Genomic DNA, 16,123 nt, shown 5'->3' on the forward strand with positions numbered 1-16,123 from the left:
TTTATCGCCCAAACTGGTTAAATTTTAACAGTGACAACTATCCTGCCAGAGGGGGACACCACTAATATAGATTATATTACAAGCCTCTTATTTAATTATAATGAGGCTTATTTTATTAGGACCGTTTAATTCTAGATGAGATAAATATTCATAAAATTGGAAATTAAACCTAAAAAGAATGAATACATAATATTTTTAAATATACCAAAGCGTAATTATAACGAGACTTCATCCAAATAATGTTTTCAGTTCATAACAAAACAATTCAATACGTTCACATCGGTGCATTCGCATCCGCTTGGTTCTCTGGCATCGCCTCAATAAAAGCGGGCAACTGGTTACACGCTTCGACTATCGAGTTAATCAGCGGATAAGGTGACATATCAACGCCAAAGCGCAGCGCGTTATACACCTGCGGCACCAAGCAGATATCGACAATACAGGGAGAACCCGAGAAGCTATACACCGAGTCGCCATGTGCTTTCCTGTGCTTCGCTAACTTCTCTTCTAGTGCACGGAAACCTTGGCTCATCCAATAGTGAAGCCAATCCATTTTCACCTCTTGTTCGCAAGATAATTCTCTCTCCAAATATTGCAACACGCGCAGGTTATTAAGAGGATGAATTTCCATCGCAATATCCTGAGCCATCGCCAGTGCTTGATAGCGCAGTGGTGTTTGCTCAGGAATCAGCGAGGTGTCTGGGCTGCTCTCACAAAAATAGTGCTCATCAAGATATTGAAGAATAGCCAGTGACTGATTGAGTTGAACGTCACCATCCACCAGCACAGGCACTAGTTCACTGGCATTGAGATCGCGATATTGTGGGTCATGTTGCTCGCCGCCATTACGCACCAAATGCACCGATTTCGACTCATAGTTGAGTTGCTTTAGGTTCAATCCAATACGCACTCGATAGGCTGCGGACGAGCGCCAGTAACCGTAAAGTATAATGTTCTTGTTCACGATGCTCTCGCTCATACTGAAACCCTATTACGTGGATTATAGCCCTCGATACTGGCTCACTTTTTGGTCTATCGCGCCAAAAATAGAATCACCTGCCGCATCAAACATCTCAAGCTTGATCGAATCGCCAAACGACATAAATTGAGTCGAAGGTTTACCATCGCGGATGGTCTCAATCATACGAACTTCAGCTATGCATGAATAACCCACACCGCCCTCGGCAATTGAGGTGCCATGGTCAGTGCCTTGCTTATTGGAAACCGTGCCCGAGCCAATGATTGCACCGGCCGATAGTGGGCGAGTTTTCGCAGCGTGAACAACTAATTCTGCAAAGTTGAAGGTCATATCCACACCTGCATTCGGGCATCCAAAAGGTGCGTCGTTGTAGGTTGAAGTCAGTGGCAGATGCACCTTGCTGCCTCTCCATTGCTCGCCAAGCTCATCAGGTGTTACCGCAACCGGAGAAAACGCCGAAGACGGTTTAGACTGGAAGAAGCCAAAGCCTTTCGCGAGCTCAGCCGGAATCAAGCCGCGCAGCGACACATCGTTCACCAACATCAGTAATCGAATCGACTCGTGCGCCTGTTTAGCACTTGCACCCATTGGCACGTCACCGGTCACAATCGCGACCTCACCTTCGAAATCGATGCCCCATTCGTCGCTGGCAAATTCGATATTGTCACGAGGGCCGATAAACGCGTCTGAGCCGCCTTGATACATTAATGGATCGACCCAGAAGCTTTCTGGCATTTCAGCACCACGTGCTTTACGCACCAATTCAACGTGGTTTACATACGCGCTGCCATCAGCCCATTGATAAGCACGGGGCAGAGGTGATTCACAATACTGAGGTGCAAACACTTCACTGCCTGTGACATGTCCGTTGTTTAACGAGGTGTATAACTCTTCTAACTGAGAAGCCACGCTGTCCCAGTTATCCAATGCTACCTGCATGGTTGGCGCTAGATGCATCGCATGGAAAATTTCGGTGGCAGCTACACATTGTTTAAGATCTTTACTTACGACCATCAATAGACCGTCGCGAGTGCCATTTTTCTTGGTTGCTAATTTCATCCTTGTCCCTTACTTCTTATCGTCAGCCATGGTTTGAGAACCTGTCTCTTGCAAACCCGTGTCTTGCCAACTGTAGACATATTCTTTGTTCTCAACGCTATCGAGTTCATCAGAGAACTGCAGCGCGTGGCGAGTATCGATCATCACCGCCACTTCGTCGGTAAACTTCTTCTTATGCGCCTGACCTGCCTTAAAGGCTTTAGGGTGAGGTCCATGCGTGAAGCCTGCTGGATGGAAAGTCACCATGCCCGCTTCAATATTGTCACGGCTAAAAAAGTCACCAGCGTGATAGAAGAGTACTTCGTCGTAGTCGTCATTGTTGTGGTAGAACGGCACTTTCAATGCACCTGGATCGCTCTCAATCGGGCGTGGTACAAAGGTGCACACTACAAAGCCTGCGCCAACAAACGTCGTATGCGCAGATGGTGGCAAGTGGTAGCGATGTGACATCAGCGGTCTGATATCGCGCCAATTCACTTTCACCACCGCTAAGTCGCCATGCCAGCCAATTGCATCCAATGGATTGAACGGATAGGTGATCACGCTGACTTTATCGTGGCGCTTCACCTGAACTTGGGTTTGATCTTCTGAATACTGAGCGCGGAATTGATCGTTGATTGAAGGGATATCGAGTGCCGCCGGATCAAACACCGCATGATTGCCGACCATGCCTTTCTCTGGCAGGGAGTAAGCCGCGTCTGTATTCTCAATCATCAAGATAAACATCGGCTCGCTTGGCTCTAAACGCCAGTTGGTCGAGCGCGGGATCATCACGTAGTCCCCTTCACTCACTGCTAGATGACCATAGTCACAATAGAGATCGGCGCTGCCTTGGTGAATGAACAACAGCTCATCGCCGTCAGAGTTACGCACTAAGAAATCCATCTTCTCATCCATGCGCCATACGCGGATTTTGCAGTCCGCATTGTGCAAAAGATGAGGCACCGCCCAAGGGGTTATCTGGCTGGCTTTTTCCACCAGCGTAAAATCAAAAGCGCGAGGGCGTAAATCCCCCTCCCACTCCGACCAACCTGTTGGGGCATGCTGGTGATGAAAGTGAGCGGCAGGGCCAAAGAATCCACTTCGGCCCGCTTCTCGCTCATAAATTGCCTCTTCGGGGAAGTCGGCGTGCGCTTGTTTAGAGCACACCCCCTCCCGATGAGGAAACGAGATCCATTTATGCATCGTCTAATACTCCTCGACGAATCTGGTCCTCTTCAATCGATTCAAACAGCGCCTTGAAGTTACCTTCACCAAAGCCTTCGTTGCCTTTGCGCTGAATGATTTCAAAGAACACAGGCCCAATTACCGTCTGTGTGAAAATTTGCAGCAAGATGCCGTCTTTGGTCGGCGCGCCATCAATCAGAACACGCAGGTCGCGCAGCAAATCAGTGTCTTCCCCGTGGCCTTTCACACGATCGTCAACTTTCTCATAGTAGGTATCAGGGGTTGGCATAAAGTCCATACCGCGATCACGCAGAGTCTTCACGGTTTTGTAGATGTCATCCGTTGCGAGTGCGATGTGTTGGATACCTTCGCCGTTGTATTCGCGAATAAACTCTTCGATTTGTGATTTGTCGTCGGAAGACTCATTGATAGGGATACGGATTTTGCCACATGGTGAGGTCATGGCGCGGCTCACAAGGCCTGTCAGCTTGCCTTCAATGTCGAAGTAGCGAATCTCACGGAAGTTACCAAGACGCTCATAGAACCCAGACCATACGTCCATATTGCCTTGCTTCACGTTGTGCGTGAGGTGGTCGATTTCATACAAGCCAACATTGGCTTCGGCCATGCGCTGTTCCGCATCGTCATAGAACCGGAAGTCGACGTCGTAGATGCTCTGCTTGCCATAACGATCCACAAAATAGAGCAGGCTTTCACCGATGCCGTAAATGGCAGGAATGCTCAGTTCCATCGGCCCTATTTCCGTTTTGTACTCTTCACCGCCGCCCTTAAACGCTTGCTCCATTGCAGCGGTTGCTTCATTGACACGAAAAGCCATACCGCACACCGATGGCCCATGCACTTTAGCGAACGCTTCCGCTTGGCTGTGAGGCTGTTCATTGACGATAAAGTTGATGTCACCTTGTCGATACAGCCAAGCCTCTTTTGAGCGGTGCTTGGCGATCTCAGCAAAACCAAGTGACACAAACAGCGCTTTAAGTTGCTCAATTCCCTTGTGGTCAACGGCCGTGTATTCAACAAACTCGAATCCATCCGTGCCAAGCGGGTTGTATGTATCCACCATGAACTTTCTCCTTGTACCTATTGGTTTTGTGTTGTGTTGTGTTGTGTATTTTTTGTCCTTAATTAAATTTGGCTCACAAGCCGACAGATTGGAATGGATGGAAGGAAATGGACAATAACGCTAAAAGCCCGTCAAATTGTAAAATATTTGTTACACATAAACCATCAAGACAAGAAAGTGAGTGCTATCAAGGGATTGAAAGATGGTGGTTTGATTTACAGCAGAGTAAGAGATGTTATTGAATTGTTACACACATCCTTTTGTCAGCTAAGGTAATAAATTGAACATTAGACTGATGATGCAAAAAAGCCGCTGTAGTCAGCGGCTTGATGAGTTCTAGAGCGAACCTAATTCGAAGGTAAGATTCTGTTTAATCCCAGTCGAGGATCGACCAATTCGGTTGATCAGCCAGTGCTTTCAAACGCGGGCATGGGTTTACCAAATAGGCAAAATCAGCGTGTTCACACAAAGGTAAGTCGTTGATTGAATCGGTATAAAAGTGAATGTCTGAGTAGTTAGTTTCTTGATTGTCTAACCACTCTTTTAAACGGGTGACTTTACCTTCACGGTAGCTTGGCACACCTGATATTTGAGAAGTAAAACGGCCTTGGTTTTCAATCAAGTCGATACCGAGTGCATTCTCAATACCAATCTTACGACCGACCGCTTCTACTAGGAAAGTGACGCTGGCAGAGATGATCAACATGTCGATATCATCATTCTCAAGCTGCTCAATCAAAGGTTTCGACTGCTTGAATTGCTTAGGTAAAATATGCTTCTCGACACACTCTTCCACCAAAGTAGTAACTTGCTCTGTTGGCATGTTCGCGAGTGGCTGCATGGAAAATGTTAGGTAATCTTCCATGTTCAATTTGCCTTCCGAATACAGGCCCATTAAACGCTTATCTTCATCAATAAAGTTGGGCGCAGTGGCAATGCCCTTTTCAACCAAGAACTCATTCCAAAGCATCGCTGCATCGGCATTGATCAGCGTTTCATCCATATCAAATACATACAAAGGTTTGAACATCTTAGGCTCTCACAGGTTGAGTTTCGTTAAGGTTAAAAAGGAGTTCTAGTTGGCTGCATGCTATAACGGGATTGTGACATTAAGAGCATATTTTAGTGGCAGTTGTATTTCACGGCTATGACAATCAACACATGCTTGTTTTTAAATACAACAGCTTATGGATTCAATCAGTATTGATACGCGACGTATTTAACTATATGTATTTAACTAACTATGTGTATTAGCTAACCAAGTGCTCATTAGCAAAAAAAAGAAACTCCGACTGATTCTGTCGGAGTTTCTTATAGAGTTGGATATGCTTTAGCGAGACATCAGCTAATTGAACTTAAACGATTTTCTGCTCATGTTCCTTGCTCGACTCAGTTCCTTTCGACAAGAAACTGGCAACGATCTCTCTCAGTTTCCCTTGATTGACGGGTTTTGGTAAAAATTCATCCATACCCACATCGAAGCACAAATGCTTATCTCGTTGCACGACGTTGGCCGTCAGCGCAACGATCGGAATGTGTTTAGAGGTTCCTTCTTCGAGCGCTCGGATCTGCTTGGTCGCTTCGAAACCATCAAGAACTGGCATCTGGCAATCCATAAAAATCATCTCGTATTCGTTGGCCTGGAATTTCTCGACACCAATTTCACCGTTGTCTGCAATATCCACCTCAAACCCCAGCTTCTTAAGCATCATTTTGGCGACTTGTTGATTCACTCTAGAATCTTCAACGACCAAAACCTTACCACTAAACGGAGCAGCCACTGGTTTTGGCTCTTCTTTGATTGGAGCTTGTTTGTCTATTTGTGTCGTTCTAACAGAAGCAGATGTCGTAGCTTCAACAGAACCCGATGGTTTGGTTAATGGCACGGGTTGATTATCTTTAAACGCTACCTCACCTCGATTTGGATAGGTAAAGATTGAGGTATCAGCCGATCTCGCCAGGACTTCACTCAGCGTCCATTTAAGCTGATTATCTTGATAAGGGCGAGCAATGTAGGCAACAAAACCCACTTGTTTGGCGCGTGCTTCATCCTGTTTTCGAGGATCGGCAGAAATCATCACTAGCTTCGGACAAGCTTTGTCAAAACGCTCAATCAAACTTCTTGCTAATTGGAATCCATCAATAGACGGCATCACTTTATCAATCAGCACCAGATCATAAGGCAACGACTTCGCCACAGACTCTGAAACAAGCTCTAACGCTTGAGTGGCGGTTTCACAGCACTCAGACTTAACGCCGAATGATTGAAGTTGTGTTGAGGTAATACGCATGTTCAACTGGCTGTCATCAACCAAAAGTACCGAGACTTTATTAAAATCGATGTTGCTCTCGTCAACGTCTAAGCTCGGGTCAAAGTCAGCGGTAAAGTAGAATGTACTTCCCTTACCTACGACACTGGTTAGCTCAAGCTTACTGCCCATTAAGGTCACGATCTTATCGCATATCGTAAGACCAAGCCCCGTGCCTCCGTAGATGCGGGTGGTGCTACCGTCGGCTTGTTGAAACTTATCGAATACCGATTGTTGCTTGTCTTCTGCGATACCAATACCACTATCGGTCACCTCAAATTTCACTCTGAGCTTTTGTTCCGGCTCTATGACTTCTTCTAAACGAAGTGAGAGCATGACATGACCATGTTCGGTAAATTTGATGGCATTGCCAACTAGGTTATTCAGTACTTGTCTTAACTGAGTGCCATCGCCAATCACCATGGTTGGGATCTTAGGATCAATCGCCAGTTGGAATTTGAGCCCTTTTTGCTCGGCTTTAACTCTGAAGGTCGACTCTACGTCGGCAGCAATACCCATCATTTTCATCGGTTCTTGCTGAAGCTCTAAACGACCCGCTTCAATCTTCGAGTAGTCGAGAATGTCATTGATTAAATCGAGTAGAGTAAGCGAAGAGGTGTTGAGCATGTCGACATACTCTTTTTGCTCTTTCGGCATATCCATTTCAGAAAGCAGTGATGAAAGCCCGATAATCCCGTTCATTGGAGTGCGGATTTCGTGGCTCATGTTGGCAAGAAATTCACTCTTGTTGCGGTTCGCTACCTCTGCAGTATCTTTGGCTTTTTCCAATTCTTGGTATTGTTGACGAATACGTTCAATCGACTGATTGTAGCTACTCTCTAGTGTAGAGATCTCATCACTGTATGTAGAGTTAGTGGGTGTTAGAAATCGCGGTTTGTTGTCTTCAACCTGTTGATGGTTGATCTGAGAAGACATGGTCATTAAGCGCTTAACTACAAGGCGGTAGACGATGGTTAAACATACCAGAGACAATAAGAAGATTTTAACTGCTTCGAAGGCGAGCAATAATAACACCCGGTCTTCAAAGTCGTTGAGAATCATACTTAGATCAGACTGCACCGTGAGCGTCGCCAGTTGGAACTCTGAGCCTCCCATCTGATGCACCATATCCCAAGATTGAGAATAAGACTGACCGGACGTCTGTTGACCTAATTCTAAAATTTTTTCATCGGGGCTTTCTATTAACAGATAACTGACCGAGGGTAAGCGGGAGATACCTTCAGCTTGCACAAACAGTTGCTCTCGGTCTTCAACCCACAAACTGGCGGTTAAGCCAGAAAGATAACCATCCTTAACTTGTTCGATCTGAGAACTGATAAAAGAAACTCGATTTTGGTACTCCACATACAAACCTAGACCTGTCACTATGACTGTGAATAAGGTACTGATTGCGATGATTACCCCGATCAACTGTCGGGAGAGTCCAATATAGCGTTTTCCTTTATTCACCATACAAAAATTACCATTATTGTTATCCTAGCAAACTACAATTACTCAACTAGTATAATAGTAGTCATTCATCAAATAACTAGGGAAGGTTATGAAAAAACATCTAATAGTTGCATCCATAGTCAGTTTGTTTTCAAGCAGTTATGCTTTTGCAAGCGAACCTGTTCACTACTACATTATTGCAAGCCAAGCGCAACCTTTTCAGATCGAAACTGACGGGTCATCTCACAGAGGAATGGTTTCGGATATTGTTGAAGCCGTATTTGACGACAGCCAATACGAGATCGATTACCACACCTACCCTTTCAACCGAATGATCGATAAGCTCGACGCTAGAGAGAATCCAAACTGGGTCACCTATGGCAGCCCAAGTTGGGGAAATATCCAATCTGTAAACCTGTCTAAAGATCCGATTTACAATGTAAAACATGTGTTACTTAGCAGCGGCAAGAAGCCATTTGAGTTCAACACTATCGATGATTTAAACGGAAAAGCGGTTGTATTGCTGGTGGGGTTTGAATATCCAAATCTAGAGCCTTATATCCAACAAGGTAAGCTTAACGAGATTCGAGTTAAAGATTACAGCGCGGCTTTTCGTGTATTAAACCGAACTCCGGGTGATACCGTTTTTGTTGAAATGGAATCTCGAATCAAATACAACCTAAATGAGCAGAAACTCAGTATTGATGACTACCAGATGCAAGAGTTTGGCTCTGTGATTAATAACTACCCCATCCATTTAGCATTTGACCCAGAGATGGATCCTAAACTGCAAAGCTTCATCGACCAGCGCCTCGACCAAATGAAAGACGATGGTCAGCTCAACGACATCGTACAGAGTTACTTATAGCAACAGCATCAGTTGTAACCTTCGCATAAAGGTATAGCTTAGGTATCGTAATTTAGCTCTCTTCGATGACTAACTCGCTCTTAAGCCTAAAAGGCTGCCCTGATTAGCACAGAAGCTAAGTAGGGCGGCCTTTTTTAATTCATCTTTAAGGGCTAAAAGAGTTTACCTGTAATCGACCTACTTAATTTGGAACCACGGAGGTAAATGGATTAGTGTGCAGCAATCAAATGCAGTTGCTGAGTACGAAGCTCTTGTCGTACTGCCATCAGAATCTTGCCTAAATGGTTCTCGCCGGTTCCATCGCCACCATCCCCCCAGAAGTGGTCTTTGTGCGAATGTTCTTTTATCACCGAATCTCCGGTATTAGTAAGAAACAACGCAAACTGTGGGTTCTGCCTGAACTTCTCTGTGACAATGAACTGCATCACTTCAACACGAATGTCATACCAATCTTCCCGAACTTGGTCTTCATAATCACGGCTTAAAGAGAATGCTTCAGCAGGAGTCGAGGCTTCGAGAATGGTGTTACGCAGCGCTTGAGAGGCAAACTTCATCGCTTGATAATAATGCTCGCTGGTTGCCCAAACTTGATCGTCGATTTTGATAGGACAAGCGGCAAAATTTGACAGGTACCCGTTTGGATCTTCAGGTTCATAGAACAGCACTTCTTTGGCTTTAGCCACCGAATTAGACATAGCCTTCTCCTTACCAACAACATCGCATATTTTTGCTTTAACTTTAAAATTAGTGGCGTTGCATATAACTGTCAAACAACTTAGTTAAAGAGTATGCCAAGGGCATGTTTTTAGTCGAGAACAAATAATGTAGAGGAAGGACAATGGATTTAAATGGTGAGAGGCAAGGAGCATGGTTTACTTATAAAAAGCACAAACTTCTTTAAAAAAGTCATATAAATCAAAGGGTGGCGGTGCGCCACCCTTCTAAATGCAATGGGGATTGTTAATGAATTAGACCTAGCTCCCTCGCTTCTTCCAGGCTAAAACCGCTTTCTCTAATTTCTCTTAGAGCTTCAATACGACGACGAGCTTCAGCAGATTTCATTTTCTTTTCTGGTTTGAAAGATACTTCTTCTTCAGCATCCCACTTATTTGCAATATTTGTCATTTCATCATGGTTGATAGAATTAATGGACATGTTTTCCTCCGAAAAGCACCATGTAATGGACAGGTAATCTGTAGCAAATGCTATTTCGCTTGTTAAGCAATTCTGTACTGAAATGTGATGATTCCGACGCTTCACAAAGCTAATTAATAAATGCCTCATTTAAACTTTGCCAAAGCCATTTTCTGCCATTACATTTAAAAGATTCCCCATAAGAAATGTGGTTTGATCCACCTCTCATTTTCCTCGTTCTCATTTCCTATTTCCCGCTGAAACTTCATGAAATAATCAAAAAATAATTCGAGTCACTTCATTCTTTTTGTGCTCTTCTCTTCCACTAAATTCAACACATGTTAATGATAATAGTTATCAATATCATAACTGAGTGTTTATCATGTCTAGGGAAAATTCAGAGACACCTCTTCTCGAAGTGAAGAATCTATGTGTCGATTACATTACCGATGACGGCGATTTTAATGCCGTAAAATCCGTAAGCTTTAATATAGGTCAAGGCGAGATTTTTGGTTTAGCGGGAGAATCCGGGTGTGGCAAAAGTACCATCGCATTTGCCATTAACCGCCTGCATAAGCCACCGGCTTTCATCTCTGGCGGGCAAATACTGTTTGGCGGGCAAGATCTGCTGAGCTTATCGGACAGCCACTTGAACACCTTACGTTGGAGTGAGATCGCAATGGTGTTCCAGAGCGCGATGAACTCGCTTAACCCTGTACTGACCATTGAAGAACAGTTTGCCGATGTATTGCGCCACCACAAGGGCATGAACAACGAGCAAGCAAAAGATCGCGCCGAAAAGTTACTCGACCTAGTCAATATCCCTCGCCACCGTCTAACCGAGTACCCGCACCAGTTTAGCGGTGGGATGCGTCAACGTTTGGTGATTGCTATAGCTCTCGCGCTCAACCCTAAGTTGATTATCATGGATGAACCGACCACGGCACTGGATGTGGTTGTACAGCGTGAAATTCTGCAGCAAATACACCAACTCAGAGAAGAGTTTGGTTTCTCAATATTGTTTATCACCCACGACCTCGCACTAATGAGCCAACTGTGCGATCGAATTGCCATCATGCGTCATGGACAGATAGTTGAAGTCAACCAAGCCCATGAGATTCGCAATAACCCTCAGCACTCCTACACCCAAAAGCTATGGAGTTCCTTCCCCAATATTCACGAACACGCTCACGCAACTGCGTGCTAGGAGAGCTCCATGTCACAACCTATTTTTCAAGTAAAAAACCTCGTTAAAGAATTCACTGTTGGTGGTGGATTTGGCAAAGAAGAGATCTTTAGAGCACTGCATGGGGTGAGTTTTGATTTACATGCAGGTAAAACATTGGCACTGGTTGGCGAATCAGGCTGCGGGAAAAGCACCTGCGCTCGACTGATGACCAAAGTGTATCCGCCAACAGAGGGAGAAATACTGTTCAATGGCAGAGATATTTCTACCTTAAAAAGTCGTAAAGATATCTTGGATTACCGAAGCCGCGTGCAAATGATATTTCAAGACCCATTTGGCTCACTCAATCCAACCCACACTATTGAACACCACTTAACGCGGCCCCTTAAGATCCACAAGCAAGTTGCTACGAAACAAGCTCTCACAGAGCGTCTCAAAGAGTTGTTAACGCTGGTGGAGTTGCCCATCGAAACTCTCACCAAATACCCTCATGAGCTCAGTGGAGGCCAAAGACAGCGCATAAACTTAGCAAGAGCACTTGCAGTCGGTGCTGAGGTTATCCTTGCCGATGAACCCACCTCGATGTTGGATGTTTCAATACGACTCGGTGTTTTGAACCTAATGCAGAGGATGAAGAAAGAGTTAGGGATAGGTTTTTTGTACATTACGCATGATCTCGCAACAGCACACTACATCGCAGAAGAGACGGCTGTGATGTACAAGGGACAGATCGTTGAGTGGGGATCAACCCAGTCGATCTTAACCAACCCACAACACCCATACACTAAGTTATTGATCTCTGCAGTGCCCGATCCTGATCTACCATTTGGCGAACTCGTGAAAAATGAGCCAAACTATTCAATAGACGCAGATCGTCTTCGTGAACAAAGCAGTGAAATACAGCATGAGATCAAGCAAGTTTCAGATAATCACTATGTTAAACAGTGGGATAACGTTGCATGAGTGAACTAGACACTTGGTTAGAGCGGATCGGAAATTGGTACAAAGACCGAAAGCATGATCAAGTGGAGAAGTTAGAGCCTTTGATCTTAACGCCTCCAGATGCACTCTGGGGGCCTTTGATCACGGATGAACAGAGCAAAGGCATCGCATGCTGGTTAGACGGATGCTTGAGAATCTTTACGTTTTATCGATATAAAGATGAAATTCTGACGGCATCGACAAAGCTTCCACCACCAAGCCCACCATCTATCTCAAACGAACTTTGTGGCTCGCACCATCAGGAAAAAGCTTTCCAATACCTGATGTTTGCCTATAGTAAGCTTCAAGCTGTGTCTTGTAATCCAAAATCAGAACCTGACTTACAAGAGTGGTGTACACAGCGGCTACAGCACTTGTGTGTATTGGCTTTGGAGTTTACCAACCAACAACAAGAACCGCGCTGGAAAGAAGAATCAGAAAAATTGATCGAATCGCATGTACGCTTTATGGCAAGTCAACACCAGAACGATGATCAAGGTATAGCTCTACGTCAACTACACTGATCCACTCCTTGTTCAACCCCTGTTCGATCAAGCATCAAAGCTGAACCCCATCAAAAATAAGCACCGTAGAAAGCATGATCTCACCTTGATCATGCTTCAGGAACGGACTCCATAAGCTGTAGAATTTAAATGGTAAGCTTTTGAATGTTAATGATTAGCCGAATTACAGGCAAAAAAAAGCGAGTCCCTTAGGAACTCGCAAAAATCTATTCAGTATGATGTAACAAAATATGAGCCAATCTATTAATCATAAGAAAGGACAAAAGGTTGTCTATTCGGGATAAATAATAATCAACTGGATGCGCTACATTGTCATCAATTTGTCAGCGTTAGGTGCGGTTTTAATCAGCACCTAATGTGTTCAAACTATCCATTCGTCGACCGTAAATACGGGCTTCTTACAACTGAGCAGTGACAGTGATTGGTGGTTAGTGGTTAGTGACTAGTGGCCAATCGCCATTTCGTCGAGCGCTAAGAACACGTTTTCGTCTAAATGACCTTCGTGAACTTGTTTACACACTTTACGACGCACAGCTAAACCAGAGATCAAACGCTCAATAGACAAGTGTCGATTGCTGGTGCTGTCACGGTCGTTGTAAAGCTCAATCAAGCGACTCAGTGTTTCGTATGGGATAACGTCCTCCCCTACCCTCAACCAATCAAGCTTCTCAATGAGCTCAGAACACTCTTCTTTGATTGAAGCATGTGAATGCCCTGTCATAGCAGATAAAGCCGTTATGCTGCGTTCTAGAGCCTCTGCAGAGGTATATTTAGAGAGAGTAATCATGATCTCGTCAGCGTTGATCTCAACAGAGTGTTTACGCTGCTTAACTCGACGTCCCAATTTGCCTCTTGGCGACGGTGCTTTGCGCTGAATTGGCTCAAACTCACCATCGATAATCTCAGACAACTCTTCCAATTTCTGCTTAGACACCATTTCATTACGCAGTGGGTTCGGTAACGTTGGTGCCATATTACGCTTGCCTGCATTGGTGGTGCGTGCTCTTGAGTAACGTAAGACTTCTTCCACATTACATTTGATATCAACCTGATAATCAGTCGTTTTTCCTTTTTCGATCAACGCGGTGATCGTTAAGTGATAACCCCAAAGGTTAACCAGGAAGGTATCTTCTTGATCCCCTACTTCACCTAACTTTCTGAGCTCGCGGATCAGATCCATCGAAAAACGACGCCAATCGATGTTACGCGCCAATTTCTGATTCAGCTCGCTGAGCAACATGCAATCTGTATGGCGGCGTGCCATACGGCTTCTAAAGTACGAATACATTTGGAAGACCAAGGTATGTTGCTTCAGGATTTCTGGCGGAAATAGGAAGAAATAATCACGAGTGAGCAGCTCTTCGTAGAACGACGGTTCCCAAACCAGGATGTACAGGTTCGGTTTAATGCGAATTTCGCCGTCAGAGCCTTCTGTAGGCGCTTCTTCCGATGCGGTAATGGTTCTAGCTAGGAATCGGAAACGATCACTCTTAAAGCCTTCTGGCATGTTCTCGCTAAGCCAACGGCCTGTGAGCTCATGCAATTGGAAGTCGGTAAATTCGATACGATCAATACTGTCACGGATCGAATCACGTGCCGGCCCGCTGTCTTTCTTGCCACGCAAGGACAAAATATCCGTGATGTAAAGTGGTGTTTTGTTCGGTGTGTGTTTCGCGTCTAGATGGTAATCATCTTGGTGATGATCATGATATTGAACAGTAAGCGTGAATAACGCGAATAGCGTCATCAGATCATCAACCGTCATAATGTTTTTTGAAGATCGTGTCTCGATCACCGCTCGAGTTCCAGAGATCGAAACCATTGATTTTTGGTAGCTCTTGCGCGTTCTAGGGGGCGCTAAGGCTTGATCAATAATACCCGCCCAATTAGTTGGCGACACAATAAATTGATCGGCTTCGTCTTTCATCGTTGGTGGGGTATTGAGTCCGTGTTCATTCAATAAGCGCTTGTTGACTTTGGTTTGAGCTAGAGCTTTAGATCGCTTTTGCTTCTCATTTTGCTTCACGCTTTCTGTCACTAAGCTAGTAGCACCCAGTACCGATATCAATTGGTTTGGGTTCACAAAGCGATGCAGCATAGTTTTGCCAGCAAGACCTTCTTCAAAGCGAACCGGAATTTGTCTGAAAAGACCGATACTAACCGCAGCTCTTAACCTTTGCTGTAAGGCTGCACGAGTAACTTGGCCATCGGTTGATTCAATAATCTCGGTAGTGGAAACGTAACCGTCTTTGCTGCTAAACCCACGAAGTGAAATTAGGTTAAGAAGCTCAACAATGCTTTTGGTGACACCTTTGAAGTGTTGATATTGTTCTATCCATTCAACGGCTGTTTCAGATACCTCAAATAAATGACCATCTTTGTGGCTTCGTGCCTTAATTAACAATTTCTCTTCTGGTTTCATTTTTGATCCGTATCACACTAACCGTAATTTCACTATAGTTCCTGAATGATAAAGAAAGAATGATCATAAATAAAGAGAATTTATTGGCTTTTAAATAACTGATCTTTTTGATTAATATGATCTTAAATGATTAAGTGATCTAATGATCTGGCTGTTTCTTTGCCTTTAAGTTGCTGAATTTAAACGTTTAAAATAAAACCCCTTGGAAAGCATGATCATAAAAACCCCGAAACTATGATCATTAAATCAAAGAAAGCATGATCACAGAACTTCAGAAGTATGATCATTAAGTTATTGTAAGCATGATCATTATTGGCTTGAAAGCATGATCATTATACTTATACAGCTTATCCACAGTTCGGAAGTCAACATCATCTTCTAAGTCACTTCATACACATCAATGTGGATATTTATGATGGCCAATCTATCGGAACAATGATCAAGTGATGGTACTTTTTTATCCTTCCCGCCCTATTGAGGATAAAATTTAATCTGTATCTGTTGAAAATGGATAGCTTTGATGTATTTAGCGCAGGTGGGAGTTAACTTGGAAGCATGATCATGAAATTGTCATGTTTGCGTATTCTCGGTCAGTGTAGATTGAATTTTCAATCATTGAGCCCTTATAGGCGTTGAATCCCCATTGCAAAAGCATTTGTCCGTAACTTAGCTCTTAAATTACATGCTTCCGGAACGATATTTACTTGATCATTTTTCCGTAATTTGATCATTTGTAATGTGCAGTTGTTCGGATCAATATTGCTAAGTTTACGCCTTGATCATGCTTCATAATTGGGTGTTATTAATTATCTTACACTGGATATGTACCATGATCATTCTTCCGCTCAGGTTAGAATCCTCTGTTGTTTTTTTGCACCTCCTCTTCTCTTCTGTTTTGAATTTTTTGTCCATTGAGCGTTTTTTAATTTTTATTGAATTGAAAATCTATAAATTCGAA

The 16,123-nt window shown here is 44.0% G+C and carries 14 protein-coding genes; 5 read left to right on the top strand and 9 right to left on the bottom strand.

Annotation, left to right across the window (positions count from 1 at the left end; translation table 11 throughout):
• Positions 1-274: 274 nt before the first annotated feature.
• Genes maiA through hppD form a run of 4 tightly spaced genes read right to left on the bottom strand, consistent with a single transcriptional unit; the run spans position 275 to position 4,289 of the window.
• Positions 275-979 carry a maleylacetoacetate isomerase gene (maiA, locus tag ACED28_RS12880; protein ID WP_371709999.1) on the bottom strand — a complete coding sequence of 235 codons (705 nt, stop codon included), beginning with the start codon at positions 977-979 and terminating at the stop codon, positions 275-277.
• 21 nt (positions 980-1,000) lie between these two features.
• On the bottom strand, positions 1,001-2,038 hold the full coding sequence (locus tag ACED28_RS12885) for a fumarylacetoacetate hydrolase family protein (protein WP_135383522.1): 1,038 nt from the start codon (positions 2,036-2,038) through the stop codon (positions 1,001-1,003).
• A 9-nt stretch (positions 2,039-2,047) separates the two neighbouring features.
• Positions 2,048-3,223: a homogentisate 1,2-dioxygenase gene (locus tag ACED28_RS12890; RefSeq protein WP_371710000.1), complete on the bottom strand. Its 1,176-nt coding sequence runs from the start codon at positions 3,221-3,223 to the stop codon at positions 2,048-2,050.
• The gene (gene hppD, locus ACED28_RS12895; RefSeq protein WP_017100488.1) at positions 3,216-4,289 is read right to left on the bottom strand and encodes a 4-hydroxyphenylpyruvate dioxygenase; all 1,074 of its coding nucleotides are present in this window, start codon (positions 4,287-4,289) and stop codon (positions 3,216-3,218) included. The genes ACED28_RS12890 and hppD overlap by 8 nt, the downstream gene beginning before the upstream one ends.
• Positions 4,290-4,382: 93 nt before the next feature.
• Between hppD and ACED28_RS12900 the strand changes: the two genes are divergently transcribed.
• Positions 4,383-4,565, top strand: coding sequence for a hypothetical protein (locus ACED28_RS12900; RefSeq protein ID WP_371710001.1), 183 nt, complete (start codon positions 4,383-4,385; stop codon positions 4,563-4,565).
• A gap of 94 nt (positions 4,566-4,659) precedes the next feature.
• On the opposite strand, the gene ACED28_RS12905 is transcribed toward ACED28_RS12900, so the two are convergent.
• The gene (locus ACED28_RS12905) at positions 4,660-5,319 is read right to left on the bottom strand and encodes an HAD family hydrolase (protein ID WP_371710002.1); all 660 of its coding nucleotides are present in this window, start codon (positions 5,317-5,319) and stop codon (positions 4,660-4,662) included.
• A 325-nt stretch (positions 5,320-5,644) separates the two neighbouring features.
• Positions 5,645-8,071 (bottom strand): response regulator, encoded by a 2,427-nt coding sequence (locus ACED28_RS12910; protein ID WP_135442229.1) that lies wholly within the window; start codon positions 8,069-8,071, stop codon positions 5,645-5,647.
• Positions 8,072-8,159: 88 nt separating this feature from the next.
• Here ACED28_RS12910 and ACED28_RS12915 point away from each other — a divergent pair, with 88 nt between their 5' ends.
• A complete protein-coding gene (locus ACED28_RS12915) occupies positions 8,160-8,918 on the top strand; it encodes an ABC transporter substrate-binding protein (RefSeq protein WP_012601296.1) in 759 nt (252 codons plus the stop codon).
• A 209-nt stretch (positions 8,919-9,127) separates the two neighbouring features.
• Here ACED28_RS12915 and ACED28_RS12920 read toward each other — a convergent pair whose 3' ends face one another.
• Together ACED28_RS12920 and ACED28_RS12925 are read right to left on the bottom strand one after the other, a co-directional pair.
• Positions 9,128-9,688, bottom strand: coding sequence for an NADAR family protein (locus ACED28_RS12920; protein WP_012601297.1), 561 nt, complete (start codon positions 9,686-9,688; stop codon positions 9,128-9,130).
• A gap of 190 nt (positions 9,689-9,878) precedes the next feature.
• Positions 9,879-10,073 carry a PA3496 family putative envelope integrity protein gene (locus ACED28_RS12925; protein WP_004732575.1) on the bottom strand — a complete coding sequence of 65 codons (195 nt, stop codon included), beginning with the start codon at positions 10,071-10,073 and terminating at the stop codon, positions 9,879-9,881.
• Between the two features lie 361 nt (positions 10,074-10,434).
• Here ACED28_RS12925 and ACED28_RS12930 point away from each other — a divergent pair, with 361 nt between their 5' ends.
• Genes ACED28_RS12930 through ACED28_RS12940 form a run of 3 tightly spaced genes read left to right on the top strand, consistent with a single transcriptional unit; the run spans position 10,435 to position 12,743 of the window.
• Positions 10,435-11,259: an ABC transporter ATP-binding protein gene (locus ACED28_RS12930; protein WP_009846021.1), complete on the top strand. Its 825-nt coding sequence runs from the start codon at positions 10,435-10,437 to the stop codon at positions 11,257-11,259.
• Between the two features lie 9 nt (positions 11,260-11,268).
• Entirely contained in the window at positions 11,269-12,201 is a 933-nt protein-coding gene (locus ACED28_RS12935) for an ATP-binding cassette domain-containing protein (protein ID WP_371710003.1), read from the top strand.
• On the top strand, positions 12,198-12,743 hold the full coding sequence (locus ACED28_RS12940; protein ID WP_371710005.1) for a transcriptional regulator: 546 nt from the start codon (positions 12,198-12,200) through the stop codon (positions 12,741-12,743). Before ACED28_RS12935 ends, ACED28_RS12940 begins: the two co-directional genes overlap by 4 nt.
• Positions 12,744-13,185: 442 nt before the next feature.
• Here the strand turns inward: ACED28_RS12940 and ACED28_RS12945 are convergent, their stop codons facing one another.
• A complete protein-coding gene (locus ACED28_RS12945; RefSeq protein WP_017100481.1) occupies positions 13,186-15,165 on the bottom strand; it encodes a replication initiator protein RctB domain-containing protein in 1,980 nt (659 codons plus the stop codon).
• Between the last annotated feature and the right edge of the window lie 958 nt (positions 15,166-16,123).

The organism is Vibrio sp. 1F253, assembly GCF_041439295.1.
Taxonomy (GTDB): Bacteria; Pseudomonadota; Gammaproteobacteria; order Enterobacterales; family Vibrionaceae; genus Vibrio; species Vibrio tasmaniensis_A.

What these genes read in the sequence shown, in the direction of transcription:
- maiA (WP_371709999.1), bottom strand. Translation starts at nt 979, where the DNA reads ATGAGCGAGAGCATCGTGAACAAGAACATTATACTTTACGGTTACTGG.
- ACED28_RS12885 (WP_135383522.1), bottom strand. Translation starts at nt 2,038, where the DNA reads ATGAAATTAGCAACCAAGAAAAATGGCACTCGCGACGGTCTATTGATG.
- ACED28_RS12890 (WP_371710000.1), bottom strand. Translation starts at nt 3,223, where the DNA reads ATGCATAAATGGATCTCGTTTCCTCATCGGGAGGGGGTGTGCTCTAAA.
- hppD (WP_017100488.1), bottom strand. Translation starts at nt 4,289, where the DNA reads ATGGTGGATACATACAACCCGCTTGGCACGGATGGATTCGAGTTTGTT.
- ACED28_RS12900 (WP_371710001.1), top strand. Translation starts at nt 4,383, where the DNA reads ATGGATGGAAGGAAATGGACAATAACGCTAAAAGCCCGTCAAATTGTA.
- ACED28_RS12905 (WP_371710002.1), bottom strand. Translation starts at nt 5,319, where the DNA reads ATGTTCAAACCTTTGTATGTATTTGATATGGATGAAACGCTGATCAAT.
- ACED28_RS12910 (WP_135442229.1), bottom strand. Translation starts at nt 8,071, where the DNA reads ATGGTGAATAAAGGAAAACGCTATATTGGACTCTCCCGACAGTTGATC.
- ACED28_RS12915 (WP_012601296.1), top strand. Translation starts at nt 8,160, where the DNA reads ATGAAAAAACATCTAATAGTTGCATCCATAGTCAGTTTGTTTTCAAGC.
- ACED28_RS12925 (WP_004732575.1), bottom strand. Translation starts at nt 10,073, where the DNA reads ATGTCCATTAATTCTATCAACCATGATGAAATGACAAATATTGCAAAT.
- ACED28_RS12930 (WP_009846021.1), top strand. Translation starts at nt 10,435, where the DNA reads ATGTCTAGGGAAAATTCAGAGACACCTCTTCTCGAAGTGAAGAATCTA.
- ACED28_RS12935 (WP_371710003.1), top strand. Translation starts at nt 11,269, where the DNA reads ATGTCACAACCTATTTTTCAAGTAAAAAACCTCGTTAAAGAATTCACT.
- ACED28_RS12940 (WP_371710005.1), top strand. Translation starts at nt 12,198, where the DNA reads ATGAGTGAACTAGACACTTGGTTAGAGCGGATCGGAAATTGGTACAAA.
- ACED28_RS12945 (WP_017100481.1), bottom strand. Translation starts at nt 15,165, where the DNA reads ATGAAACCAGAAGAGAAATTGTTAATTAAGGCACGAAGCCACAAAGAT.